This window comes from Streptomyces sp. NPDC042638, from assembly GCF_040647235.1.
Taxonomy (GTDB): Bacteria; Actinomycetota; Actinomycetes; order Streptomycetales; family Streptomycetaceae; genus Streptomyces; species Streptomyces rameus.
In genome coordinates, this window is the sequence record NZ_JBEZBT010000021.1 from 68,453 (window position 1) to 92,426 (window position 23,974).

The window sequence follows — 23,974 nt, forward strand, 5'->3', positions numbered from 1 at the left end:
CATGAACCCTCCATGAGTTCGCGGCCGGTGTCGGGGCCGAAGCGCCGAGTTCCTGTCACAGCAAGGGGAGTCAAGAACATGCGATCCATACGGCCGTCGTTCACCGTGCGGCGAGGAAGGGGCGTTCGCCGCACCTCGACCTCGCTGACGGCGGTCGCCCTCGTCTCGGCGCTGGCGTTCACCGCCACCGGCTGCAACGGCAGCGGTGACGACAACGCCAACGGCGACCCCACCGCCACCGCCACCGCGTCGGGCACCGGCGACGGCAAGCTCAGGATCCCGGACGACCTCAAGCGGAGGCTCAAGGAGCACGGGATCGACATCGACAAGTGGAAGAACGGCGCCTGGAAGGACTGGAACCGGCACGACTGGCTTCGCGAGGCCAACGACTTCGTCAACCCGATCATCAAGGGCCTGTGGAACCCGGACCGGATGCGCGGCGCCGACGACCCGGACCGGGGCGTCGACGCCAACGACATCTCCGGTGACCAGGGCGTCACGGACCCGACGCCGCAGCCGGTGAAGGCGCAGGCGGCCACGCCGCCGTACCACAGCAGTGCGGCCACCTCGGGCAAGCTGCTCTTCGACGCCCCCGGCGGCACCATGGTCTGCTCGGCCACGGTCGTGCAGGACCCGGCGCACCCGGGCAAGTCCAACCTCGTCTGGACGGCCGGTCACTGCGTGCACGCGGGGAAGAAGGGCGGCTGGTACCGCAACCTCGCCTTCGTGCCGTCGTACAACGACCAGGGCAGGTCGGCGGCCGAGCTGGAGAACGCCAGCCGGTCCGAGATCGCTCCCTACGGCGTGTGGTGGGCCGACGCGGCGAAGACCTCGCAGCAGTGGATCAGCAAGGGCGGTGAGACGGGCGGTGACGGTGCCTCGTACGACTTCGCCGTCGTCCATGTGACGCCGGAGCAGGGCAGCGGCGGCAAGTCGCTGGAGGAGACGGTCGGCGGGGCGCTGCCGGTGAACTTCGACGCGCCGGCCGTGCCGAAGGTGCAGAGCATCACCGCGTCCGGCTATCCGGCGGCGGCGCCGTACGACGGCCAGCTGCTGTACCAGTGCCAGGACAAGCCGGGCCGGCTCTCCATCGAGAAGTCCGACCCGACGATGTACCGGATCGGCTGCACGATGACGGGCGGCTCCTCCGGCGGCGGCTGGGTGGAGAAGGGCGCGGACGGCAAGCCCGTACTCGTGTCCAACACGTCCATCGGCCCGGTGAGCGCGGGCTGGCTGGCCGGTCCCCGGCTGGGGGACGTCGCCAAGGGCGTGTACGAGTCGGTGAGCAAGCAGTTCGCCGGCCGGTGAGCCTGACGGCGTGGGGCTGACGCCGTCGGCCCCACACCGTCGGCCTGACGCCGTGGGTCTGACACCGTCGGCCTGACGTGCCAGGCATGACGTGCCAGGCCTGACGTGCCAGGCATGAGTGGGCATGACGAAGGCCCGTCACCCGAGCCGGGGTGGCGGGCCTTCGTGCTGCCGTGGGTCAGGCCGCGGAGACCGGCACGTAGGGCGCCAGGTCCGCCGCCAGCTCCTCGTGCACCCGGACCTTGAGCAGGGTGCCCTCCGCGGTGTGCTCCTCGGAGATCACCTCGCCCTCGGTGTGGGCGCGTGCGACCAGCTTGCCGTGCGTGTAGGGCACGAGCGCCTCGATCTCGACCGAGGGGCGGGGCAGCTCGTCGTCGATCAGGGCGAGCAGTTCCTCGATGCCCAGGCCGGTGCGGGCCGAGACGGCGATCGAGCGCTTCTCGACCCGGAGCAGCCGCTGGAGGACCAGCGGATCGGCCGCGTCCGCCTTGTTGATCACGACGATCTCGGGCACGTCGGTGGCGCCGACGTCCCTGATCACCTCGCGTACGGCGGCGAGCTGCTCCTCCGGGACGGGGTGCGAGCCGTCCACCACGTGCAGGATGAGGTCGGAGTCGCCGACCTCCTCCATGGTGGAGCGGAACGCCTCGACCAAGTGGTGCGGCAGGTGCCGCACGAAGCCGACGGTGTCCGCCAGCGTGTACAGCCGGCCGCTCGGGGTCTCGGCCCGGCGGACGGTCGGGTCCAGGGTCGCGAACAGCGCGTTCTCGACCAGGACGCCGGCACCCGTGAGCCGGTTGAGCAGGGAGGACTTGCCGGCGTTGGTGTAGCCGGCGATGGCGACGGACGGCACCTTGTTGCGCCGGCGCTCCTGGCGCTTGATCTCGCGGCCGGTCTTCATGTCCGCGATCTCCCGGCGCATCTTGGCCATCTTCTCGCGGATCCGGCGCCGGTCCGTCTCGATCTTGGTCTCACCGGGGCCGCGCGTGGCGAGGCCACCGCGACCGCCACCCATCTGCCGGGACAGCGACTGGCCCCAGCCTCGCAGCCTCGGCAGCATGTACTGCATCTGCGCGAGCGCGACCTGCGCCTTGCCCTCTCGGGACTTGGCGTGCTGGGCGAAGATGTCCAGGATCAGGGCCGTACGGTCGATGACCTTGACCTTGACGACGTCCTCCAGCTGAATCAGCTGGCCCGGGCTGAGCTCACCGTCGCAGATGACGGTGTCGGCGCCCGTTTCGAGGACGATGTCCCGCAGCTCCAGCGCCTTGCCGGAGCCGATGTAGGTGGCCGCGTCGGGCTTGTCGCGGCGCTGGATGACGCCGTCGAGCACGACGGCTCCCGCGGTCTCCGCGAGGGCGGCCAGCTCGGCGAGCGAGTTGTCGGCGTCCTGCGCGGTGCCGGTGGTCCACACTCCGACGAGCACGACCCGCTCCAGGCGGAGCTGGCGGTACTCGACCTCGGTGACGTCCTCCAGCTCGGTGGACAGACCGACCACGCGACGCAGGGCCGCGCGCTCGCTGCGGTCGAACTGGTCGCCGTCACGCTCGCCGTCGATCTCGTGGCTCCAGGCGACGTCCTCTTCCATCAGGGCATCGGCCCGAAGACCTTCGGGGTAGGCGTGCGCGAGGCGCTTGGTGTCCTGGGAAGGGGAAGAAGAGGAGGTCATTGGATCCTTACGTCGATGAGAGTGCCGTTTACGGCGTCGGTGCGGCGGTCACCAGGACCGCTCGCCTTGTTCAACGCACGAGTACCCCGGGAGATTCCCGCGTCCCGTGCCCGCGCCGACCCGTAGATGTTCGCACGGTACGGCCCGTCTCGTCACCGGGTTATCGCCGGGTGTGGGGCTCGGCCGCCTTGGCCGATGCCGTGGGCTTCCAGTCCGGGTGACCGGGCATCGGCGGGGTCTTCTCGCCGTACAGCCAGGGCTCGAGGAAGCCGCTGAGGTCACGGCCGGCGACGGTCGAGGCCAGGCGGACGAAGTCGGCGGTGGTGGCGGTGGCGTCGCGGTGTTCCCGGATCCAGATCCTCTCCAGCCGCTCGAAGGCGGGCCGGCCGATCTCCTGCCGCAGGGCGTAGAGGGCGAGGGCGGCGCCGTCGTAGATGTTCGGGCGGAAGATGCTGATCTTCTGGCCGGGGACCGGTGCCTTGGGCCGGGCGGGCGGGCCGCCGGCCTCGCGCCAGCGGTCGGAGGCTCCGTAGGCGGCCTTCATCCGCTCTTCCATGGGCCGCTGCGCGGTCTCCTCGGCGTACAGGGCCTCGTACCAGGTGGCATGCCCCTCGTTCAGCCAGACGTCGGACCAGCTGCGCGGGGTGACGCTGTCGCCGAACCACTGGTGGGACAGCTCGTGCACCATGATCGACTCGATGTACCACTTGGGGTAGCCGGGCTCGGTGAACAGCTGCTTCTCGAAGAGCGAAAGGGTCTGTGTCTCCAGTTCGAAGCCGGTGGACGCCTGCGCCATGAGCACGCCATAGGTCTCGAAGGGGTACCGGCCGACCTTGCTCTCCATCCAGGCGACCTGGTCGGGCGTCTTCGCGAGCCACGGTTCGAGGGCCTTGCGGTCGGCGGCGGGCACGACGTCGCGCAGGGGCAGCCCGTGCGGTCCGTCGCGGCGCACCACGGCGGAGCGGCCGATGGATACCTGGGCGAGTTCGGTGGCCATGGGGTGCTGGGTGCGGTAGGTCCAGGTGGTGGTGCCGCCGATCCGGTCGGCTCCGGCGGGCAGGCCGTTGGCGACGGCGGTGTAGCCGTTCGGCACGTTGATCCGGAAGGTGAACATCGCCTTGTCGGACGGGTGGTCGTTGCACGGGAACACCAGGTGGGCGGCGTCGGCCTGGTTCGCCATGGCGAGGCCGTCGGAGGTGCGCACCCAGCCGCCCTCCTGGTCCTTGCCGGAGACGGGGTCGCTGGTGTGCCGCACGGTGATCCGGGTCCAGCCGCCCTTGGCCAGGGGGTGCTCCGGGGTGACGACCAGGTCCTCGCCGGCGCCCACGAAGCCCGCGGGACGTCCGTCGACCTCGACCGAGCGTACGGTGCCGTGCGCGAAGTCCAGGTTGAGGTGTTCCAGGTCGGCGGTGGTCCAGGCGTCGATGGTGGTGACGGCGTCAAGCGGCTTGTCATTGCTGCCGGGGTAGGTGAGGGACAGGTCGTACGAGGCGACGTCGTACCCCGGGTTGCCCAGGTACGGGAAGAGCCGGTCGCCGACGCCGAGCGGTTCGGCCGGGGCCGTGGCGGCGACGAGGCAGACGGAGACGGCGGAGGCGAGCAGGGCCGCCTTCCGGTGCCGGGAAATCCTGGAACGGAGCCGGCGCCGGGAGGACCCGGGGCGGTGCGGGGAGGGCTGGTGCGGGAGCCGGTGCGGGGAGGGGTCGGGCTGGGAGCGGGGGCGAGGGCGGGGGGTGAGCGGCATGGATCACCGCTACCAGGGCCTGCCCGTCCCACGGCGGCGACGCGCGCCCGGCCCACTCGAACGGGTAAGCCGGACACCGTCGTCAGGAGGCCGGTGCCTGGTGCTGTGCCCTGCTCACGTCGTACACCCCCGGTACGTCCCTCATGGCGCGCATCAGGTCCGGGAGGCGGGCCGCGTCGGGGAGCTGGAGGGTGTAGGTGTGGCGCACCCGCTGCTGGGTTGGGGGTTCGACGGTGGCGGAGACGATCTCGGCGCCCTCCTGGGCGATCGCCTCGGTGAGGTCGGCGAGCAGATGGGGGCGGCCGAACGATTCAGCGACCAGGGTGACCCGGCATTCGGTGGTGTCCCCCCAGCGCACGTCGATCTGCGCGCGCCCTCTGCTCGTCATGTGCGCCACGGTGGCGCACTCCACGCGGTGCACGGTCACCACTCCCCCGCGCACCGCGAACCCGGTGATCTCGTCCGGCGGTACGGGCGTGCAGCACCCGGCGAGCCGTACGGCGGCGCCCGGCCGGTCCGCGAGGACGTCGGCGCGCCGGGGGCGCGGGGCGGGGGCACCGTCCGCGGGGCGCGCGGAGGTGGCGTCCGCCACGGCGCCGGGGCAGGCGGCGGACACGGCTGCCGGGAGGTTCGCGGACGCGGCTGCGGGGTGGCCCGGGGACGCGGCGGCTCTCCCCCCGGCCGGGGCCGAGGCCGTGCGGGGCTCGGCACCGGCCCGGGCGGGTGCGGTCCGGGTGCCGCCGTGGTCGGCCGGCCCGGCAGCGCCGCCCGTGCCGGTGCCGCCGCCGGGGTGCGTCGCCAGCCAGCGCTGGATGGCGATGCGGGCGGCCGGGGTGTGGGCGTGCTCCAGCCATTCGCGGGACGGCTCGGAGGCCGGGTCCTGGCCCATCAGGAGCTGGACGGTGTCGCCGTCGCGCAGGAGCGTGCTGAGGGTGGCCAGGCGGCCGTTGACGCGGGCGCCGATACAGGCGTGCGCGTCCTCGCCGTACTGGGCGTAGGCGGCGTCCACGCACGAGGCGCCCTCGGGCAGGCCGAGGGCACCGCCGTCGGGCCGGAAGACGGTGATCTCACGGTCCTGGGCGAGGTCCTCGCGCAGGGTGGACCAGAAGGTGTCGGGGTCGGGGGCGGCCTGCTGCCAGTCGAGGAGGCGGGAGAGCCAGCCGGGGCGGGTGGGGTCGGCGCGCTCACCGTCCACGCGCTCACCGGTGGAGCGCTCACCGTCGCCGAGGGCGCCGGCGGTGTCGGGGCCGGATGTGCCGACGCCGGTCGTGGTGTCCCCGGACGTGGAGGCGCCGGAGCCAGGGGTGTCGGGCGCGGGCGCGTACGGGTTGCCGAGGGCCACGACACCGGCTTCGGCGACCTTGTGCATCTGGTGGGTGCGGATCAGGACTTCGACGACCTGGCCGTCGGGGCGGGCGACGGCGGTGTGCAGGGACTGGTAGAGGTTGAACTTCGGTACGGCGATGAAGTCCTTGAACTCCGAGACCACCGGGGTCATACACGTGTGCAGTTCACCGAGGACGGCGTAACAGTCCGCGTCCTCGTTCACCAGCACCAGCAGCCGGCCGAAGTCGGTGCCACGCAGCCGGCCGCGCTTGCGGGCCACACGGTGGACGGAGACGAAGTGCCGGGGCCGGATGAGGACTTCGGCGGGGATGTCGGCCTCGCGCAGCACTCCGCGCATCTCGTCGGCGACCTCGGCGAGCGGATCGCCGGAGCGGGCGGCGTTCTCCGCGATCAGCTCGCGGGTGTGCTCGTACTCCTCGGGGTGGAGGATGGCGAAGACCAGGTCCTCCAGCTCGGTCTTGAGGGCCTGCACGCCGAGGCGTTCGGCGAGCGGGATGAGGACGTCACGGGTGACCTTGGCGATCCGCGCCTGTTTCTCGGGGCGCATCACGCCGAGGGTGCGCATGTTGTGCAGGCGGTCGGCGAGTTTGATAGACATCACGCGCACGTCGTTGCCGGTGGCGACGAGCATCTTGCGGAAGGTCTCCGGCTCGGCGGCGGCTCCGTAGTCGACCTTCTCCAGTTTCGTGACGCCGTCGACCAGATAACGGACCTCCTCGCCGAACTGTTCCCGCACCTGATCCAGGGTCACCTCGGTGTCCTCGACGGTGTCGTGCAGCAACGAGGCCGTCAACGTCGTCGTCTCGGCGCCCAGTTCGGCGAGGATCAGGGTCACGGCGAGCGGGTGCGTGATGTACGGCTCGCCGCTCTTGCGCATCTGGCCGCGGTGCGAGGACTCCGCCAGGACGTAGGCGCGGCGCAGGGGTTCGAGGTCGGCGTCGGGGTGGTGGGCGCGGTGCGCCTCCACGACGTGGCTGATGGCGTCGGGCAGCTTGCCGCGGGCGGCGGGGCCGAGCAGCGCGGCGCGGCCGAGCCGGCGCAGGTCGATCCGGGGCCGGGACTTCCTACGTGGCGCCGCGGACGCCGCGGAGGCTGTGAGCGCTTGTGGCGCTGCGGGCGCTACCGGGCCAGCCGTCGCAGGGTTCGTGGCCTCCGCACTCATGGGCACCTCCGGCTCGTGGACCGGCGGACGGAGCCCAGGGCACACGTGGCTCAGGGATGGCGACGTTCCCCCGTCCGTGCCGGTGCTTGATGCTACCGAGCCCACCACGTGCGACCGACCGCCTCTCGCCGAGCGTGAAACGGATCACCCATTCGAGCGATGAAAACGAGGTTTAGAGTGTGCGTCACGTGCCCCGCACTCGCCCGAGGTTTCGAACCGTTCCGGCCTGCGGGGCCACATCCGAACCGATGTGGCCTTCCCTGTCGCGGTGACCTGTCACGGTGAATTGTCGCGGTGACCACCGGACCGGGCGGCCGGGCGGCCGGGCGGCCAGGGGGGCCGGGCGGCCGGGGGGCCGGGCGGCCGGGGGGCCGGGACAGGCGCCGCCGGTCCCGGCGCAGGACGGCGGGCCGCCCCGGCCGAGGGTGGCGTGGCCACGCTCCGCCGCGTCAGGCGAGCGTCCGGGCCAGCCAGTCGGCGTCGATGGCACCCTCGGCGACGATCACGGCGGGTCCGGTCATCTCGATCTCGCCGTCGGGCCGCTCGGTGATGACCAGGCGCCCGCCGGGCACGTCGACGGTGTAGGTGGCCGGGGTGCCGGTGACGGCGGGGTCGGTGCCGTCCCGGCGGGCGGCGGCCACGGCGACGGCACACGCGCCCGTGCCGCACGAGCGGGTCTCGCCGGAGCCGCGTTCGTGCACGCGCATGGCCACGTGGCGGGGGCCGCGGTCGACGACGAACTCGACGTTCACACCGTCCGGGTAGGCGGCCGGCGGGCTGACCGGAGGTGCGGCGTGGAGGTTCCCGGCGTGCGCCAGGTCGGCCACGAAGGCGACGGCGTGCGGATTGCCCATGTTCACGTTGCGCGCGGGCCAGGTCCGCTCGCCGACGGTCACCGCGACCTCCCCTTCGGGAAGGCGGGCGCGGCCCATGCCGACGGTGACGTCACCGTTCTTCGCGAGGTGGACCTTCTTCACGCCCCCGCGCGTGGCGATGACGAGGTCACCTTCCGCCACATGTCCGGCGTGCTGGAGGTAGCGCGCGAACACACGCACGCCGTTGCCGCACATCTCGGCGACGGAGCCGTCGCCGTTGCGGTAGTCCATGAACCACTCGGCCTCGCCGGCCATCGCCCGGGCCTCGGGGTGTGCCGCCGACCGCACGACGTGCAGCACACCGTCGCCGCCGATGCCCGCCCGGCGGTCGCACAGGGCGGCCACGGCGGCCGGGGAGAGGTCGAGGGCGTTCTCGGGGTCCGGGACGATCACGAAGTCGTTCTCGGTGCCGTGCCCCTTGAGGAAGGCGATCGGTGTGCTCATTCCTCGATCGTACGGGGTGGCTCCGACAGCAGACCGTAGGGAGGGAGCGCCTGGTGTGGGCACCGAGCCGGTACCGGCCGGCGGTGGCTGAGCACGGTTCCCGGCGCCCCCGCCGGGGTGCTTCAGCGGAGCCTTGCCACTCGCCAGACGGCGAGGATGGCCACCACGGCCACCAGGACGACGTATCCGAGCACGACGCGCCAGTCGGGGCGGCGGCCCGAACCGCGGGCCGGCAGGCCCGGCCAGGTGTAGCCCACCCTGCGGGCTGCCATCATGCCCCAGCCGGCCGCGCAGGAGCAGATCAGCAGGCCGAGCATGGCGATCACCGCGCCGCTGTCGCCGAAGTCGAAGGCGAGCGGGAAGGCGAACATCAGGGAGCCGACGGCGGCGAGGCCCACGATGGGCGCGAGCTGCCAGATGCGCAGCCGGCGCTGGGGGCGCAGCTCGACCTCGACCTCCGGTCCGCCCGGGTACATCTCCTCGGGTGCCGGTCCGTCGGCGGTGACGCCGACGGCGGTGTCGTCGGGGCCGTCGTCGGCCAGACTGTCCTCGGTGAGACTTTCCTCGGTGAGACTGTCCTCGGCCAGACTGTCGTCGGAAAGGCGATCGTGCAGGCCACTCGTCCGGGGGCCATGGGTTCGCACGCTGTCGGCCCGCACGCCGTTCTCCTGCTGACCATCACGCAGATCGTCTTGCAGTCCGCCGTACACATCCCCGTGCGGATCGCCGTGCAGGTCGTTCACCGGGGGACGGTTCTCACCCGGGCAGTCTTCACTCGTGCCCGGGTCGTCACCCTCAGTGGTGAGCTGCTCGGCACTTCGTGCGGTGTCGCGAGGGCCGGCCTCCATCGCCACGCGCCCTCCCAACTAGGCTCCACTTGGTCGATCGAAGCTCGATGATGGCACGGCACCGAAGGCCTCGATGACCGGCGGCGCATCCCGATGCCATGACGTGATCAGGCTGTGACCGGTCCTTCGACCAACGCCAGGGCCTGGTGCGGAAGTTCCCCGCGGTCCGTGGCGGCCCCGCTCAACCAGTGCACCCGGGGGTCGCGCCTGAACCATGAATCCTGGCGGCGCGCGAAGCGCTTGGTGGCACGCACGGTCTCGGCCCGTGCTTCCGCTTCGGTGCACTCCCCGGCGAACGCCGCGAGGACCTGCTGGTAGCCGAGCGCGCGCGACGCCGTGCGCCCCTCGCGCAGACCCTGCGCCTCCAGCGCGCGTACCTCGTCCACGAGACCCGACTCCCACATGCGGTCGACGCGCCGTGCGATGCGGTCGTCCAGTTCCGGACGGGCCACGTCGACCCCGATCTGGACGGTGTCGTAGACGGAGTCGTGACCGGGCAGATTGGCCGTGAAGGGCTGGCCGGTGATCTCGATCACTTCCAGCGCACGGACGATGCGGCGGCCGTTGCTCGGCAGAATCGCACGGGCGGCCTCCGGGTCGGAGGCCGCCAGCCGGGCGTGCAGCGCGCCCGAGCCGCGCAGCGCGAGTTCCTCCTCCAGCCGGGCCCGGACCTCCGGGTCCGTGCCGGGGAACTCAAGGTTGTCGACGGCCCCGCGGACGTACAGGCCGGAGCCCCCGACCAGGATCGGCCAGCGGCCCTCGGCGAGCAGTGCGTCGATCCGCGCGCGGGCCAGTCTCTGGTACTCGGCGACCGAGGCGGTGACCGTCACGTCCCAGATGTCCAGCAGGTGGTGCGGGATGCCGCCGCGCTCTTCGTGCGTCAGCTTGGCGGTACCGATGTCCATCCCTCGGTACAGCTGCATGGAGTCGGCGTTGACGACCTCGCCGTCGAGCTGCTGGGCCAGGAAGACGCCGAGATCGGACTTACCGGCCGCGGTGGGTCCGACGACGGCGATGACGCGGGGGGCGAGGGGTGCGCTGCTCACCGCACCAGTCTCGCAAACCTTCGGACGAGGTCTCGTACGAGTTACGTGACAGTGCGGGTCCCACGTCGTTGCCCGTGGCGAGGTGCCGCCTGCCCGCGCGCGGGAGGCGGTGGCCCGGGCGGCGCAACCGTACGCACCGGGTGACGCGGGAATTCGCCCGCACGAGTACCGTATGGAGTGGATATGGGCGTGTTTGCACGGCTTCTCGGCAGGTCGAAGGCGGCTCCGGAAGCCTCGGACGCGGCAGCAGGCGCCGACACCGAGCCGGCGGCGGCACCTGCCGGCACGGAGCCGGACGTGGCCGAGGCGGCGGAGCAGGCGGACCGGACGGAGTCGGCGGAACCGAGGGGAGCCGGGGCGGCGAAGGTCACGGAGGCGGCCGGGGACGGACGCGAGGACGTGGCCGTACGGTCGGACGCCGGCCCGGACGACGCCGCCGAGGGCACCGGGATCCCCCGGCAGCAGTCCGCCGGGGCGGCCGCCGACAGCGAGGCCGGCGAGGGCGCCCGCAGGTAACTGCCCCGCGAGGGAAGGTGGACCCATGGGTCTGATGGACAACATGAAGGCCAAGCTGGGACCGGCCAAGGACAAGGTGTCGGACCTCGCGCGGCAGCACGGGGACAAGGTCCAGCACGGGATCGACAAGGCCGCGAAGGCCGTCGACGACCGGACCAAGCACAAGTACAGCGACAAGATCCAGGCAGGCACGGGCAAGGCCAAGGAGGCGATGGACCGCCTCGCGCACAAGGACGGCCCGGAGGCGGCGCCCCCCGACCCGATGACCCCTACCCGCCCGGAGGGACCGCCCCCGGCCTCATGAGCCGGCGCCGTCGGCGGGGGGCTCCTGCGGCGGTGTCCGAGGAGCCCCCGGGGCGACGGTCGCGGTTCGCGGAGCGCCCCGGCGGCGGTGTCCGGGGAGCCCGGCGCGGCACGTACAGCGGCGGAAGGGGCGTGAGCGGCTTCGCAGGCGGGGGACGGCTTCGCGGAGCCAGGGCGGGCAGAGGGGTTAGGACCAGGTCGCGACCAGGTAGCCCACGCCGTACGGTGCGTCCTCGTACAGCAGGCTCCCCGTGAGGTTCGCGCTCTCCGCCGCCCCGGCCAGGATCTGCCATGGAGCACGGCCGGCGGCCTTCAACTCCTGGGCCAGCCCGGGGTCCAGCGCCCTCAGGGCCGCCAGATCCGCCGCGCCGAGCGCCCTGGCCGCCTCGGCGTCGAAGGGTGCCGCCCGCTCGTCCAGGTACCCCGGCGCCTTGAGCGTGCGGCAGGAGCTGGCGTCTCCCATCACCAGCAGCGCCACCCGGCCGGCACGGCCGGCGAGTTCCCGCCCGGTCTCGGCGCACCGCTCCGGCTCCAGCGACTCCGCGACGCCGAGCCCCTCGATCGGGGCGTCGGCCCAGCCGGTCCGCTCCAGCAGCCAGGCGCCGACGGCGAGCGAGGTCGGCAGCGCGCGCTCCGGGACGGTATGGCCGACGGGCCCCAGGTGGACGTCCAGGTGGACCCCGAAGCCGCGGAAGGTGCCCGGGGCCCCCTGCGGGAAGCGGCCGAGCCCGCCCTGGCCGGCGGTGCCGACGACGACCAGCAGGTCGGGGCGGGCGGCGGCGAGCACGCCGAGCGCGTCCGAGCAGGCCGCGCGCGCGGCGTCCAGCTCGGGTGCGGCGCCTGCGGCGATCTCGGGCACGAGCAGCGGCGGGCAGGGGGAGACTGCGGCGGCGACAAGCACGATCGGCAGCGTAACGCGGCGAGCGGGCGGCGCGTCACACCTCCATCAGCAGGTCCACCGACCCGTCACCGCCGAACCGAGCACCGTACGACCGGTCACCGTGCGGCCGAGCGCCGTACGACCGATCACCGCCGAACCGAGCACGGTACGGCCGTACAGCCCCGCGCCGGACCGAGCGCCGTACGGCCGGTCGCCGGCCCGTCACCGCAACCCCAGCCGCCCGTCACCGCAACCCCAGCACCGTGCGGCCGACCACCGTCACGCCGATCGCGTCAGCCGACCACCGTCGGACCGGCCACCGTCGGACCGGCCACCGTCGGACCGGTCACCGTCGGGCCACTCACCGTCAGGCCGAGGGGTCCCTCCCGATGGCGGGGCCCGCCGCGGAGCGGCCGGAACGGAATCTCAGTCGCAGCCGCAGCCGCTCCCCGCGGCGACCGGCAGCGGCTCCGGCACTCCGATCTTCGGCAGGCCGAGCATGACGCCCGCGGGCTTGGCGGCCTCGGCGGCGGTCCGCTTCTCCCACGCGTCCCCCGCGCGCGTGCGGCGCACGGCGAGGACGGGGCCCTCGGCGAGGAGGTGGTGCGGGGCGGCGTAGGTGATCTCCACGGTGACGACGTCGCCGGGGCGGACCTCCTCGTCCGGCTTGGTGAAGTGGACGAGGCGGTTGTCGGGGGCGCGGCCGGAGAGGCGGTGGGTGGCGCCGTCCTTACGGCCCTCGCCCTCCGCGACCATCAGCTCCAGCGTGCGGCCGACCTGCTTCTTGTTCTCCTCCCAGGAGATCTCCTCCTGGAGGGCGACGAGCCGCTCGTAGCGCTCCTGGACGACCTGCTTGGGGATCTGGTTCTCCATGGTCGCGGCGGGGGTGCCGGGGCGCTTGGAGTACTGGAAGGTGAAGGCCTGGGCGAACCGGGCCTCGCGGACGGCGTGCAGCGTCTGCTCGAAGTCCTCCTCGGTCTCGCCGGGGAAGCCCACGATGATGTCGGTGGTGATCGCGGCGTGCGGGATGGCGGCCCGCACCTTCTCGATGATCCCCAGGTACCGCTCCTGACGGTACGAGCGGCGCATCGCCTTCAGCACCGTGTCCGAGCCGGACTGGAGCGGCATGTGCAGCTGCGGCATCACGTTCGGCGTCTCGGCCATGGCCTCGATCACGTCGTCGGTGAAGTCACGCGGGTGCGGGGAGGTGAAGCGGACACGCTCCAGGCCCTCGATGTTCCCGCAGGCGCGCAGCAGCTTGCTGAAGGCCTCGCGGTCGCCGATGTCGGAGCCGTAGGCGTTGACGTTCTGGCCGAGCAGCGTGATCTCCGAGACGCCCTCGCCGACCAGGGCCTCGATCTCGGCGAGGATGTCACCGGGGCGGCGGTCCTTCTCCTTGCCGCGCAGGGCCGGGACGATGCAGAAGGTGCAGGTGTTGTTGCAGCCGACGGAGATCGACACCCAGGCCGCGTACGCGCTCTCGCGTCGGGTCGGCAGCGTGGAGGGGAACGCCTCCAGGGACTCGGCGATCTCGACCTGAGCCTCCTCCTGGACGCGGGCACGCTCCAGCAGGACCGGCAGCTTGCCGATGTTGTGCGTGCCGAAGACGACGTCCACCCAGGGCGCCTTCTTCACGATGGTGTCCCGGTCCTTCTGCGCCAGACAGCCGCCGACCGCGATCTGCATACCGGGGCGCGACGCCTTCCTCGGCGCGAGCCGGCCGAGGTTGCCGTACAGCCGGTTGTCGGCGTTCTCCCGGACCGCGCAGGTGTTGAAGACGACGACGTCCGCGTCCCCGTCCGACCCCTCGGGGGCCCGCACATATCCGGCCTCTTCGAGCAACCCGGCCAATCGCTCGGAGTCGTGGACGTTCATCTGGCACCCGTAGGTGCGGATCTCGTAACTCTTGGGGGCGGGAACGTCCACTGCCGGGCTCCGGTCGCTGCTGCTGGTCATGCGTTCAAGGGTAGGCGGTCCGCGGAGACCCGTGGTGCGGCGCTTGGTCCGCCGGCCGGCCGCCCGCGGCGCCGGGCAGGGGCGATACCGGACCGCCGACCGCGCCCGGTGACGCCGGTCACAGGGGATGCCGATCCACTCGCCGGGTGCCCACCGCGTTGCGGGCTGCGCCGGGCAGGAGAAGGTTTTCGCCAAACGGCGACCGAAAGGCCCGGCGGGCGTGTGCAAGAGGGCGGACGACCTGCTTAGGTGGGGCACGCCGTACTCGGCCATCTCCGCGTACCGGCAGACCACTTCGCGGCCGGACGACTTCCCCGATCCACCGATTCACCGATTCACCGATTCACCGATTCACCGATTCACCGTTTCACGACGAGGAGATCTCCGGGCGAGTGGGACACCAGAGGGAGCGCGCCGTCGTGAACGCCCTGTCCGACGGAGCGGAGAGGGACGGACGCCCCAGCCGTTGCGGCCGGTGAGAACAGCGAACAGGGGTGACACCACAGGTGAGGAGAACGAGCGAGTACGCCGCGCTGCGGCGACGGTGCACCGCGATCCTGCGTGATGTCGGGGTGCAGCGGTCGCTTTCCCTGGACGCGCTCCGTGCGCGGGTGGAGGAGCTCAGAGGGCGCCCGCTGGTGTTGCGGGAGCTGCCCGAGCAGGTGGCGGTCACCGGAGCGTGCGGCCTCTGGCTGGGCACCGACGACGCCGACTACGTCTTCTACGAGGCCCGTACCGCGCCGCTGCACCGCGAACACATCATCCTGCACGAGATCGGTCATGTGCTGTGCGACCACCATCGGAGCATCCGGGACATCGCGGACGGTGATGGCCGGTCGGCCGGCCGGCTCCTGGACGGTCCACAGCCGCATCTCGTCAGCCGGCTGATGGCCAGGACCAGTTACACGACCACCGAGGAACAAGAAGCCGAGATGATCGCCAGCCTGATCCAGAGCGCCGGGAAGACGGGCCCGGTGACCGGCCCCTTGGGGCGCCTCGGCGCGTTTCTGGGAGTGACGGCCGATGCCGGTGAGTGAGCTGGCCGCCCGCGTCGGACTCGCCAGCGTGTTCGCTCTGTGGTTCGCCCTCGTCTGGCGTGCGCGGCCCGCGCTGCGCCAGCCCCGGCTGCGCGGGCTGTGGGTGACGGTACTGGCGGCGACCACCGCCATCACCCTCTTCCAGCCCTGGATCGTCAGCGGGCTCACGTCCCTCGGCATCGACGTCCACATGGTGTCCCTCGCCCGCAACCTGATCGGTGTCCTGAGCGCGGGACTGGTCCTTCTCTTCGTGCTCGACGCGCGCCGTGCCCCGCGCCTGCGCCGCTGTGTGGCGCTGGGGCTGACGGCGGCCCTGGTGTCGTTGCTCGTCCTGGATCTGCTGCGAGTCGCCCCCTCGCCCGCGGGGGCGGTGGCCGCTCAGCGGCCCGCCTCGGCCGCGGCCGCCTACTGGCTCATCCTGGTCGTCGCCCACGTCCTCGGGGACGCCGTCGCCCTCGTGGTCTGCTGGCGGTACAGCCTGCGCACGTCGGAGCGTGACCTCGTGTGGTCGCTGCGGCTGTTCGCGGCGGGCAGCGTTCTCGCCTTCGTCTTCTGGGGCGGTTACCTCCTGGACCTCTACGGTCTCGCCCCGGGCCTGCTCCCCTACCTGTCCGTGATCATGGGTGTGCACGGCTTCCTGCGGGCGGCCTCCCTGCTGGTCCCCACCGCGACCGCGCTGGCCCGGGCGGTCACCGCGCTGCGGACCACCTGGCGGCTGTGGCCGCTGTGGCGGGATCTGGTGACGGCGGTGCCCCATGTGGCCCTGGCCGGTCCCCGGCGGACCCGGATCCAGGAGGTGCTGTGGCCCCGCTGTCCGCCGGCCCTGCAGGCGCACCGGCAGACCATCGAGACGTACGACGCGCTGCTCACGCTGCAGCCGTACGTCCAGCCGGACGCCTACGAGAAGGCGCACCGGCACGCGCGGCAGGCAGGGGTACGGGCCGACCGTCTCGCGTCCGCCGCGCTGGCCGGTGTCGTGGGCCAGGCGCGGCGGGCGGTACTCGGCGGCGTGCCGCCGTCCGATCCGCACCCCCTGCCCGGGGTGGTGCACGGCAGTCCCGAGACCCTGCTGGGGATCGCCCGGATGTGGCCCGCCATGACCGACGCGCTCCCCTGCCGCGACCGGACCTCTCCGGCGCAGCAGCCCTGAACCACCCCGGGTGACCAGGTGCCCGGGCGCCCAAGTGACCGGGTGACCAGATGCCCAGGTGACCAGGTGCCTGGGGGTGCCCGGGTGACCAGGTGCCTGGGGGTGCCCAGGTGCCTGGGTGACCAGGTGCGCCACCGCGTGCCGGTGGGCCGCACTCAGCCGGGAACGTCGGCGGCCTCCGCGCCGCGCCGCCCGGCGGGAAGGTCGTCAACCCGCCGCACCCCGCCGCCCGGCGGGAAGGTCGTCACTCCTCCGCGCGGCGCGGCCCGGCGGGGATGTCGTCAGCCTTCCGCGCCGCGTGGCGCGATGTGGTAGTCGAAGGCGAGCGTCCCGGGGTCGAGGGCCGTCGTCCCGCCGTCGACGGTGAGCACCGCACCGTTGACGTACGACGCCGCCGGGGACAGCAGCCAGCCGATCGCCTCCGCCACCTCGCGCGGCTCACCCGCACGCCCCTGGGGCAGCAGCCTGGTCGCCTCCTCGTAGGCGGCCTCCATGCCGCCGCCCGGCAGCCCGGCCTCCTCGGCGAAGCGCGTCATGCGCCGGTCGGCCATCTCGGTCCTCACCCAGCCCGGGCACACGATGTTGGCCCGTACCCCCTGGCGTCCGTAGTCGACGGCGACGGAGCGGCACAGCTGGAGCAGGGCCGCCTTGGACGTGGCGTACGGGGCGTTGCTGGTGCCGTTGCGCAGTGCGGAGACCGAGGCGACGGCGACCACCGCCCCTCGGGATTCCAGGAGGGCCGGGATCGCGGCGCGCAGCAGGAGCATCGGACCGGTGAGGTTGGTGCGCATCACCTCGTCCCAGTCCCGCAACGACATGTCGCCCACGGCTCCGCCGCGCCCGATGCCCGCGTTCAGCACCACTCCGTCGAGCCGTCCGTACGCGTCCAGGGCCGCCCGGACGAGGCCCTCGGCCGCGTCGGGGTCTTTGACGTCGGACGGGTGCGCCAGCGCCCCCGTCTCCCGCGCGAGGAGCTCCAGGGGCTCGGTCCGCCGGCCGGAGACGACCACCTGGTGCCCCGCCTCGGCCAGCATTCTGGCCGTGGCCTGCCCGATGCCCGATCCTGCGCCGGTCACGACGACAACGCGCTTGTCCTCCACTGCTTTTCAGACTCCTTCACCGAGACCGATCCAGATCGTCGAACGCGTCCGAGCTTAGAACCCACCATTGCGGTGGTGACGACATCCAGCCAGCGTCCGCCGGGCCCGGCCAGGCGCGGCACGACTCCCTCCCACCTTCTCTCACTTCTTACTTCACACCTTGACGGAAGTGGTCTGTACCTCTAGTTTCACCGGGCGACCTCACCCCCCACGAAAGGGCGTCCCCCAACGTGCCCAGAACCAGAACCCTTTCCGCGTCCACCGCACTCGCGGTCACCGCTCTCACCCTGTCCACCGGCCTGTTCACGGCGTCCCCCGCCCAGGCCGCGACGGGCGCCGTCACCGGTCTCGCCGGCAAGTGTCTCGACATCGCCGGCGCGAACTCGGCCGACGGCACGCCCGTTCAGCTCTACGACTGCAACGGGACGGCCGCCCAGCAGTGGACGGTCGGCAGCGACGGCACCATCAGGGCGCTCGGCAAGTGCCTCGACGTGAGCGGCAACTCAACCGCCGACGGCGCAAAGGTGCAGTTGTGGAGCTGTACCGGCGGCGCGAACCAGAAGTGGACCGTCACCGCCGCCCACGACATCGTCAACCCCCAGGCGAACAAGTGCCTGGACGTCACCGACAACAACTCCGCCAACGGCACCCGGATACAGATCTGGAGCTGCGGCGGCGGCGCCAACCAGAAGTGGAACGCGCCCGCGGCCGGCGGCGGCACACCCGCCGCGCCGATGGCGGTGGCGCCGTACCTGTACAACGGCTGGGGCAGCCCGCCCAACCCGGCCACCATCACGCAGGCCACCGGCGTGAAGTGGTTCACCCTCGCCTTCGTGCTCAGCAACGGCTACTGCAACCCGCAGTGGGACGGCGGCCGTCCACTGACCGGCGGCGTGGACCAGCAGACGGTCAACACCGTGCGGGCGAACGGCGGTGACGTCATCCCGTCCTTCGGCGGCTACAGCGGCAACAAGCTGGAGAGCTCCTGCTCCAGCGCCGGGGAACTCGCCGGCGCCTACCAGAAGGTCGTCAACGCCTACGGCCTGAAGGCGATCGACATCGACCTGGAGGCCGACGCCTACAGCAACGGGACCGTCCAGCAGCGCACGGTCGACGCGCTGAAGACCGTCAAGGCCAACAACCCCGGGCTGAAGGTGTACATCACCATCGGCACCGGGCAGAGCGGTCCTGACACCAGCCTCATCAACCGGGCCGCCGCCTCCGGGCTGAGCGTCGATGCCTGGGCCATCATGCCGTTCGACTTCGGCGGTGCCGGCCAGAACATGGGCAATCTGACGGTGAAGGCGGCCGAGGGTCTGAAGACCGCGCTGAAGAACGCCTACCACTACAGCGACGACGAGGCCTACCGGGACATGGGCATCTCGTCCATGAACGGCAGCACCGACCAGAACGAGACCGTCACGGTGGCCGACTTCCGCACCATCCTCGCCTATGCCCAGCAGCACCACCTGGCCCGGCTGACCTTCTGGTCCGCCAACCGCGACCGCCCCTGCACCGGCGGTCCCGCCGACAGCTGCTCCGGCGTGAGCCAGTCCGACTGGGACTACACGCGCGTCTTCGCCGCCTACACCGGCTGACCGCGGCCACCGGCGTCCCCCTGCGCGCTGCCCTCCTCCACGGCGGCGGCCCGGCGGTGCCGATGCGGCTGACCGCCGGTAGGGCCGGGCCATCGTCCGGCCCTACCGGCGGTACGCGCGGTGGTGGTGTCGCGGGGGCCGTGGTCAGTCGTTGGCCAGTGTGTGCAGGGCCCCCACCGTCTTCCAGTTACGGGTGGTGGCCGGGATGCCGAGGCGGCGCTCGATGAAGGCGTTGTTGAGCTTGGTCCTGCCGTACCCGTCCGGGACGTGCAGATGGATCTCGTCGCCGGCCAGCGTGAACACGGCGGTCTCACCGGCCGGCACCTCCAGGCGGGCGGCCTGCTCGGCGGTCGGCGCCTGGGCGAGGAAGGTGACGTGCAGCTTGGCCGGGTCGTCCTCCCGGCCGAGGTACGGGTTCGCGGCAAGGGTGCGGGCCAGCGAATCGGCGGAGCGCAGCAGGACCGTGGGGGACACCCCGAGGTCGTCGGCGATCCGCTTCTCGATGCGCGCGGCGAGTTCCGCGGGGGTCTGCGGGTCCGGGGCGCCGAACACCACGTTCCCACTCTGCAGATAGGTCTGGACGGCCTCGAATCCCATGTCGGAGAAGAGTTCCCGCAGGTCCTTCATGGCGATCTTCGCGTGGCCGCCGACATTGATCCCGCGCAGCAGCGCGATGTGCTTCGTCATTCCCCTTCAACCTCTCATGCGCGATTCCCGCGGGGCTCTCCGCCGGGCGGCCCCGCCGGGCAGTGCGCGCGTGTGCTCCGCGGACGGCGCCGGGGCGTCCGCGCAGCCCCCTCGGTACGGGCGTCGGCGCAGCCCCCTCGGTACGGGTGTCAGGCCGTGCCGTCCGGTATCCAGCCCTGGCGGCGCAGCACGGCGGACACCTCCGGCGCCCGGTAGTGCTCCCCCTTGAGCACCTTGCCGTCGGCCCGGCGGGCGATGGTCCCGTCCGGGCCGATCTTGCTCATGTTGGCGCGGTGGATCTCGGCGATCACCTCGTCCAGGTCGATGCCGTGCACCAGGGCCGTGCCGTAGGCCACGTACACCACGTCGGCCAGTTCGTGCGCGAGCCGGTCCAGCGGGCCGTCCACCGCGACCTCGGCGACCTCCGCGGCTTCCTCGGCGAGCAGTTCGCCACGGTGGGCGGCCAGTTCGGGGTCCACCTCGGTCGGCGTGCTGCGGGCGTCGAGGCCGAAGGCACGGTGGAACTCGTGGACGAGGCGGGCGGGCGAAGTGCTCATGCGGCGACTCTAACGGCCACCACTGACAACGCCCGCCGAGCGCGGCCCGCCATGGGGGCACCCTGACCGCGGTCGGCCCCGGAGTGTCCCCGACCCTGGTCAGCGGCGCGCCTCGCCTGGCAGGATCGCCGCATGTCCAAGGTGTTCCCCCGGTTCAGCAGGCGCCGAGCGCTGCAGGGCGCGGCCGTCGGTGTCGTGGCCCTCGGGCTGCTGCTGTGGTGGCTGCTGCCCCTGGGCGAGAAGCCGCCGAGCGGGACGATCGTGTTCAGCACCGGTACGCCCCGCGGGGTCTATCAGGAGTACGGCGAGCGCCTGCGCACCGAGATGGGCAAGGACATGCCGGGCCTGAAGGTGAAGCTGCTCAACAGCGCCGGCTCCCAGGAGAACGTCGAGCGGGTGGCTACCGGGCAGGCCGACTTCACCATCGCGGCGGCCGACGCGGTGGCGACGTACGAGCTGCGGCACGGGCGCGGCGCCGACCGGCTGCGCGGTGTGGCCCGGCTCTACGACGACTACGTACATCTCATCGTGCCCCGCGGCTCGGACATCAGGAGCGTCGCGGACCTGCGGCACAAGCGGGTGGCGACCGGACTGCCTGATTCCGGAGTACGGCTGATAGCCGAACGGGTGCTGCGGGCCGCGGGCATGGACCCGCGGAAGGACCTCACCGCGGTCGCGGGCGGCATCGACACCGGGCCCGCGCAGCTTCAGCAGGGGAAGATCGACGCCTTCTTCTGGTCCGGCGGCCTGCCCACGCGGGGGCTGGTCGCACTGGCGAAGGAGGGTGCCTTCCAGTTCGTGCCGATCGGCGACGACCTCGTCACCCGGCTGCACGACCAGGGCGAGGAGTCGCGCTACTACCGGGCCACCAACATCCCCGAGTCGGCCTACCCGGCCGTGCAGCAGGGCCTGCCGGTGCCGACGATCTCCGTGTCCAACGTGCTGATGACCCGTACGGACGTGGACCCACGGCTCACCGAGTGGGTGACCCGTACCGTGATCGACAGCCGGGACGGCATCGGCAGACACGTCCACTCCGCCCAGCTGGTCGACCTGCGCACCGCCATCTACACGGACCCGCTGCCCTTGCAGGAGGGCGCCCGGCGCTACTACCGGTCGATGAAGCCGTAGGTGTCGCCCGGGGCCCCGGACAAGGTCCGAAGGACCCGGGCCCGGGGCGGCCCGGAGAGACCCGAGGCCCGGCGGCGAAAGGGGTCGGGAGAAAGCCCGGAGGGAGATCCGGGAAAAGCGCGGCGACCCCGCACGGCGGACCGGCGAAAGGGGCTGGGCCGCTTCAGGGGACCCGGCAAAGGGGCACGGGCGCCGCCTCAGGAGAGGCTCGCGGAACCCCCGGTGGTCTCCCCGTGCCGTGGCAGCGTGACCGTCACCCGCAGGCCCCGCGGCTCGTGGTGGGCGTAGTCGATCGAGCCGCCGCCCGCCGCGAGCAGGGCGCGGCTGATGGACAGGCCGAGGCCCGAGCCCTTCACGTTCTGGTGCCGGCCGCTGCGCCAGAAACGGTCGCCCACGCGCGCGAGTTCCTCGTCGGTGAGGCCGGGGCCGGTGTCCGTGACGACGACCGTGCTGGCGTCGCCGTCGGCGGAGACGGTGACCTCGACCGTGCCGTCCTCGGGGGTGAACTTCACGGCGTTGTCGATGAGCGCGTCCAGGGCGCTGGACAGGGCGATCGGGTCGGCCCAGGCGGTGGTCGGGGGGCAGTCGCCGGTCAGCCGGACGCCCTTGGCCCGGGCGGTCGGTGCCCAGGAGGCCACCCGCTCCTCGGTCAGCGCCCCGATGTCGGCGAGCTGGAGGTCGGCCTCGGCGTGCTCGGCCAGTGCCAGGTCGAGCAGGTCGTCCAGGACCTGCCCGAGGCGCTTGCCCTCGGTGCGGACAGAGGCGATCTCCGCGTTGCCCTCGGGGAGTTCGAGGGCGAGCAGCTCGATACGCAGCAGCAGCGCCGCGAGCGGGTTGCGCAGCTGGTGCGAGGCGTCGGCGACGAAGGCGCGCTGCTGCTCCAGCACGGCCTCGACGTTGTCCGCCATCTCGTTGAACGAACGGGCCAGCCGTCTGAGTTCCGGCGGCCCCCCGGCGGCCGCGACCCGGGACTTCAGGCGCCCGGTGGCGATGTCATGGGTGGTGGCGTCCAGGACGCGGACCGGCCTGAGCACCCAGCCGGTCAGCCGCAGCGCCGCGCCGACGGCGAGCAGCATGGCCGCGATCTCGCCGGCACCGATGAACAGCCAGCCGCGCAGAATGCGGGAACGCAGCTGCCCGGTGGGTGAGTCGGTGACCACGACCGCGACGACGTCCCCGTCCCGGATCACCGGCGAGGCGACGACGAGCCTGCTGCGCTGCCAGGGCCACGCCTGCGGCGGGTCATGGCTGCGCCGGCTGAGCAGTGCCTCGTCGAAGGCCTGGCGCACCTCCCCCGTCGGCGGTACGAACCAGTCGCCGGGTGCATTGGCCATCGCCGAACCGTTGCGGTAGAAGACACCGGCACGGATGCCGTAGACGCCGTAGTAGCTGTCCAGTTCCCTGCGCAGGGTCTCCCAGCGCTCGTCCGTGGTGGTGCGACGCGACCCGCTGGGCCCGTCGGTGACGAACTGGGCGAGCGCCGCGAAGCGCGCCGTGTCGTCGATCCGGTCGACGACGACCTGCTGCTGCCGGGCGGCGGCCACGCTGCCGGCGAGCGGGATGCCGAGCGCGAGCAGGACGGCCGCCAGCAGGACGGTGAGCAGCGGCAGGAGGCGTGTGCGCACCCGTCCCCGCTAGGCGGCCGGGGCGACGAGCCGGTAGCCGACGCCGCGTACGGTCTCGATCAGCGCGGGCAGGCGCAGTTTGGCGCGCAGGGAGGCGACGTGCACCTCCAGGGTGCGGCCGGTGCCCTCCCAACTGGTGCGCCAGACCTCACTGATGATCTGTTCCCGCCGGAAGACCACTCCGGGCCGCTGGGCGAGCAGGGCGAGGAGATCGAACTCCTTGCGGGTCAGCTGGACCACCGCGCCGGCGACGCTGACCTGGCGGGTGGGCAGTTCGATGCGGACGGGGCCGAGGAGCAGGGCGGCGCCCGATCCTTCGGCCGGGTGGTCCTCGGGGACGGTGCGCCGGCTGACGGCGTGGATCCGGGCGAGCAGTTCCCCGGTGTCGTACGGCTTGACGACGTAGTCGTCGGCGCCCAGGTTGAGCCCGTGGATGCGGGAGCGGACGTCGGCGCGCGCGGTGACCATGATCACCGGGGTGCTGGTGCGCTTGCGGATCTTTCCGCAGACCTCGTATCCGTCCTGGTCGGGCAGGCCGAGGTCGAGCAGGACGACGCCGAAACCGTCGCCCTCGGGGACGAGCGCCTGGAGCGCCTCCTCGCCGCTGCGCGCGTGGGTCACCTGGAAGCCGTGCCGTGCGAGGACGGCCGACAGGGCCGCGGCGACGTGGTTGTCGTCCTCGACGAGCAGCAGTCTCATCCCGGCCCCCTCCGGTTCAGCGGTCGTACGGTCTCGGTTTCCGTCGGTCGTGTAGATCACGTGCACACGCGCGTGCACCATGGCAGTGACGCCGATGGATAAGGACGGCGTCAAGAGGGTTCGGGTTGCCCGTCACTTCCGTTACCCGCCCGATACGCGCACCGGCGGCCAGTACTACGACTTGTGTCCGACTGCTACCGGATCGTGATGCTCAGATTCCCCTCAGATGTGATGACGCAGGTCACAGCCCCTCACTACTGTCCTCGGAAACCCGAGGAGGACGGAGCCCGAG

20 protein-coding genes are annotated in these 23,974 nt (G+C 72.2%); 7 read left to right on the forward strand and 13 right to left on the reverse strand.

Features of this window, described 5'->3' with window-relative positions; translation table 11 throughout:
- The first annotated feature begins 78 nt into the window (after positions 1-78).
- Entirely contained in the window at positions 79-1,308 is a 1,230-nt protein-coding gene (locus AB0B40_RS19005) for a hypothetical protein (RefSeq protein WP_345052278.1), read from the forward strand.
- A 178-nt stretch (positions 1,309-1,486) separates the two neighbouring features.
- Here AB0B40_RS19005 and hflX read toward each other — a convergent pair whose 3' ends face one another.
- The 6 genes from hflX to miaA all read right to left on the reverse strand — a co-directional run bounded on the left by hflX (position 1,487) and on the right by miaA (position 10,443).
- Positions 1,487-2,977, reverse strand: a complete 1,491-nt coding sequence (gene hflX / locus AB0B40_RS19010) for a GTPase HflX (RefSeq protein ID WP_345052280.1) — start codon at positions 2,975-2,977, stop codon at positions 1,487-1,489.
- A gap of 160 nt (positions 2,978-3,137) precedes the next feature.
- Positions 3,138-4,721 carry a M1 family metallopeptidase gene (locus AB0B40_RS19015; RefSeq protein ID WP_362264598.1) on the reverse strand — a complete coding sequence of 528 codons (1,584 nt, stop codon included), beginning with the start codon at positions 4,719-4,721 and terminating at the stop codon, positions 3,138-3,140.
- An 82-nt stretch (positions 4,722-4,803) separates the two neighbouring features.
- Complete coding sequence (locus tag AB0B40_RS19020) at positions 4,804-7,230, reverse strand: HD domain-containing protein (RefSeq protein ID WP_362264600.1); 2,427 nt, start codon at positions 7,228-7,230, stop codon at positions 4,804-4,806.
- 449 nt (positions 7,231-7,679) lie between these two features.
- On the reverse strand, positions 7,680-8,549 hold the full coding sequence (gene dapF / locus AB0B40_RS19025) for a diaminopimelate epimerase (protein WP_362264602.1): 870 nt from the start codon (positions 8,547-8,549) through the stop codon (positions 7,680-7,682).
- A gap of 122 nt (positions 8,550-8,671) precedes the next feature.
- Positions 8,672-9,136: a hypothetical protein gene (locus tag AB0B40_RS19030; RefSeq protein WP_345057048.1), complete on the reverse strand. Its 465-nt coding sequence runs from the start codon at positions 9,134-9,136 to the stop codon at positions 8,672-8,674.
- A 368-nt stretch (positions 9,137-9,504) separates the two neighbouring features.
- Positions 9,505-10,443, reverse strand: coding sequence for a tRNA (adenosine(37)-N6)-dimethylallyltransferase MiaA (gene miaA, locus AB0B40_RS19035; protein WP_345056966.1), 939 nt, complete (start codon positions 10,441-10,443; stop codon positions 9,505-9,507).
- 183 nt (positions 10,444-10,626) lie between these two features.
- On the opposite strand from miaA, the gene AB0B40_RS19040 reads away from it, so the two are divergent.
- Together AB0B40_RS19040 and AB0B40_RS19045 are read left to right on the forward strand one after the other, a co-directional pair.
- Positions 10,627-10,959: a hypothetical protein gene (locus AB0B40_RS19040; protein ID WP_345056968.1), complete on the forward strand. Its 333-nt coding sequence runs from the start codon at positions 10,627-10,629 to the stop codon at positions 10,957-10,959.
- A gap of 25 nt (positions 10,960-10,984) precedes the next feature.
- The gene (locus tag AB0B40_RS19045; protein WP_345056970.1) at positions 10,985-11,263 is read left to right on the forward strand and encodes an antitoxin; all 279 of its coding nucleotides are present in this window, start codon (positions 10,985-10,987) and stop codon (positions 11,261-11,263) included.
- Positions 11,264-11,449: 186 nt separating this feature from the next.
- On the opposite strand, the gene AB0B40_RS19050 is transcribed toward AB0B40_RS19045, so the two are convergent.
- Entirely contained in the window at positions 11,450-12,163 is a 714-nt protein-coding gene (locus AB0B40_RS19050) for a class III extradiol dioxygenase subunit B-like domain-containing protein (protein WP_362264604.1), read from the reverse strand.
- 405 nt (positions 12,164-12,568) lie between these two features.
- On the reverse strand, positions 12,569-14,098 hold the full coding sequence (gene miaB / locus AB0B40_RS19055; RefSeq protein WP_345056974.1) for a tRNA (N6-isopentenyl adenosine(37)-C2)-methylthiotransferase MiaB: 1,530 nt from the start codon (positions 14,096-14,098) through the stop codon (positions 12,569-12,571).
- Positions 14,099-14,604: 506 nt separating this feature from the next.
- Here miaB and AB0B40_RS19060 point away from each other — a divergent pair.
- Together AB0B40_RS19060 and AB0B40_RS19065 are read left to right on the forward strand one after the other, a co-directional pair.
- Positions 14,605-15,135, forward strand: a complete 531-nt coding sequence (locus AB0B40_RS19060; protein ID WP_362264606.1) for a regulator component — start codon at positions 14,605-14,607, stop codon at positions 15,133-15,135.
- Positions 15,122-16,285 carry an MAB_1171c family putative transporter gene (locus AB0B40_RS19065; RefSeq protein WP_362264608.1) on the forward strand — a complete coding sequence of 388 codons (1,164 nt, stop codon included), beginning with the start codon at positions 15,122-15,124 and terminating at the stop codon, positions 16,283-16,285. The genes AB0B40_RS19060 and AB0B40_RS19065 overlap by 14 nt, the downstream gene beginning before the upstream one ends.
- Before the next feature lie 281 nt (positions 16,286-16,566).
- On the opposite strand, the gene AB0B40_RS19070 is transcribed toward AB0B40_RS19065, so the two are convergent.
- Complete coding sequence (locus AB0B40_RS19070) at positions 16,567-17,385, reverse strand: SDR family oxidoreductase (RefSeq protein WP_345056980.1); 819 nt, start codon at positions 17,383-17,385, stop codon at positions 16,567-16,569.
- A 287-nt stretch (positions 17,386-17,672) separates the two neighbouring features.
- Here AB0B40_RS19070 and AB0B40_RS19075 point away from each other — a divergent pair, with 287 nt between their 5' ends.
- Entirely contained in the window at positions 17,673-18,983 is a 1,311-nt protein-coding gene (locus AB0B40_RS19075; protein WP_362264632.1) for a lectin, read from the forward strand.
- 144 nt (positions 18,984-19,127) lie between these two features.
- Here the strand turns inward: AB0B40_RS19075 and AB0B40_RS19080 are convergent, their stop codons facing one another.
- Both AB0B40_RS19080 and AB0B40_RS19085 read right to left on the reverse strand, forming a co-directional pair.
- Positions 19,128-19,670 carry a DUF1697 domain-containing protein gene (locus AB0B40_RS19080; RefSeq protein ID WP_362264610.1) on the reverse strand — a complete coding sequence of 181 codons (543 nt, stop codon included), beginning with the start codon at positions 19,668-19,670 and terminating at the stop codon, positions 19,128-19,130.
- Between the two features lie 149 nt (positions 19,671-19,819).
- The gene (locus AB0B40_RS19085; RefSeq protein WP_345056984.1) at positions 19,820-20,227 is read right to left on the reverse strand and encodes a MazG nucleotide pyrophosphohydrolase domain-containing protein; all 408 of its coding nucleotides are present in this window, start codon (positions 20,225-20,227) and stop codon (positions 19,820-19,822) included.
- A gap of 132 nt (positions 20,228-20,359) precedes the next feature.
- On the opposite strand from AB0B40_RS19085, the gene AB0B40_RS19090 reads away from it, so the two are divergent.
- Positions 20,360-21,358 carry a TAXI family TRAP transporter solute-binding subunit gene (locus AB0B40_RS19090; RefSeq protein ID WP_345056986.1) on the forward strand — a complete coding sequence of 333 codons (999 nt, stop codon included), beginning with the start codon at positions 20,360-20,362 and terminating at the stop codon, positions 21,356-21,358.
- Between the two features lie 197 nt (positions 21,359-21,555).
- On the opposite strand, the gene AB0B40_RS19095 is transcribed toward AB0B40_RS19090, so the two are convergent.
- Together AB0B40_RS19095 and AB0B40_RS19100 are read right to left on the reverse strand one after the other, a co-directional pair.
- Positions 21,556-22,983, reverse strand: a complete 1,428-nt coding sequence (locus AB0B40_RS19095) for a HAMP domain-containing sensor histidine kinase (RefSeq protein WP_345056988.1) — start codon at positions 22,981-22,983, stop codon at positions 21,556-21,558.
- Positions 22,984-22,992: 9 nt separating this feature from the next.
- Entirely contained in the window at positions 22,993-23,682 is a 690-nt protein-coding gene (locus tag AB0B40_RS19100) for a response regulator transcription factor (RefSeq protein WP_345056990.1), read from the reverse strand.
- Positions 23,683-23,974 lie beyond the last annotated feature (292 nt).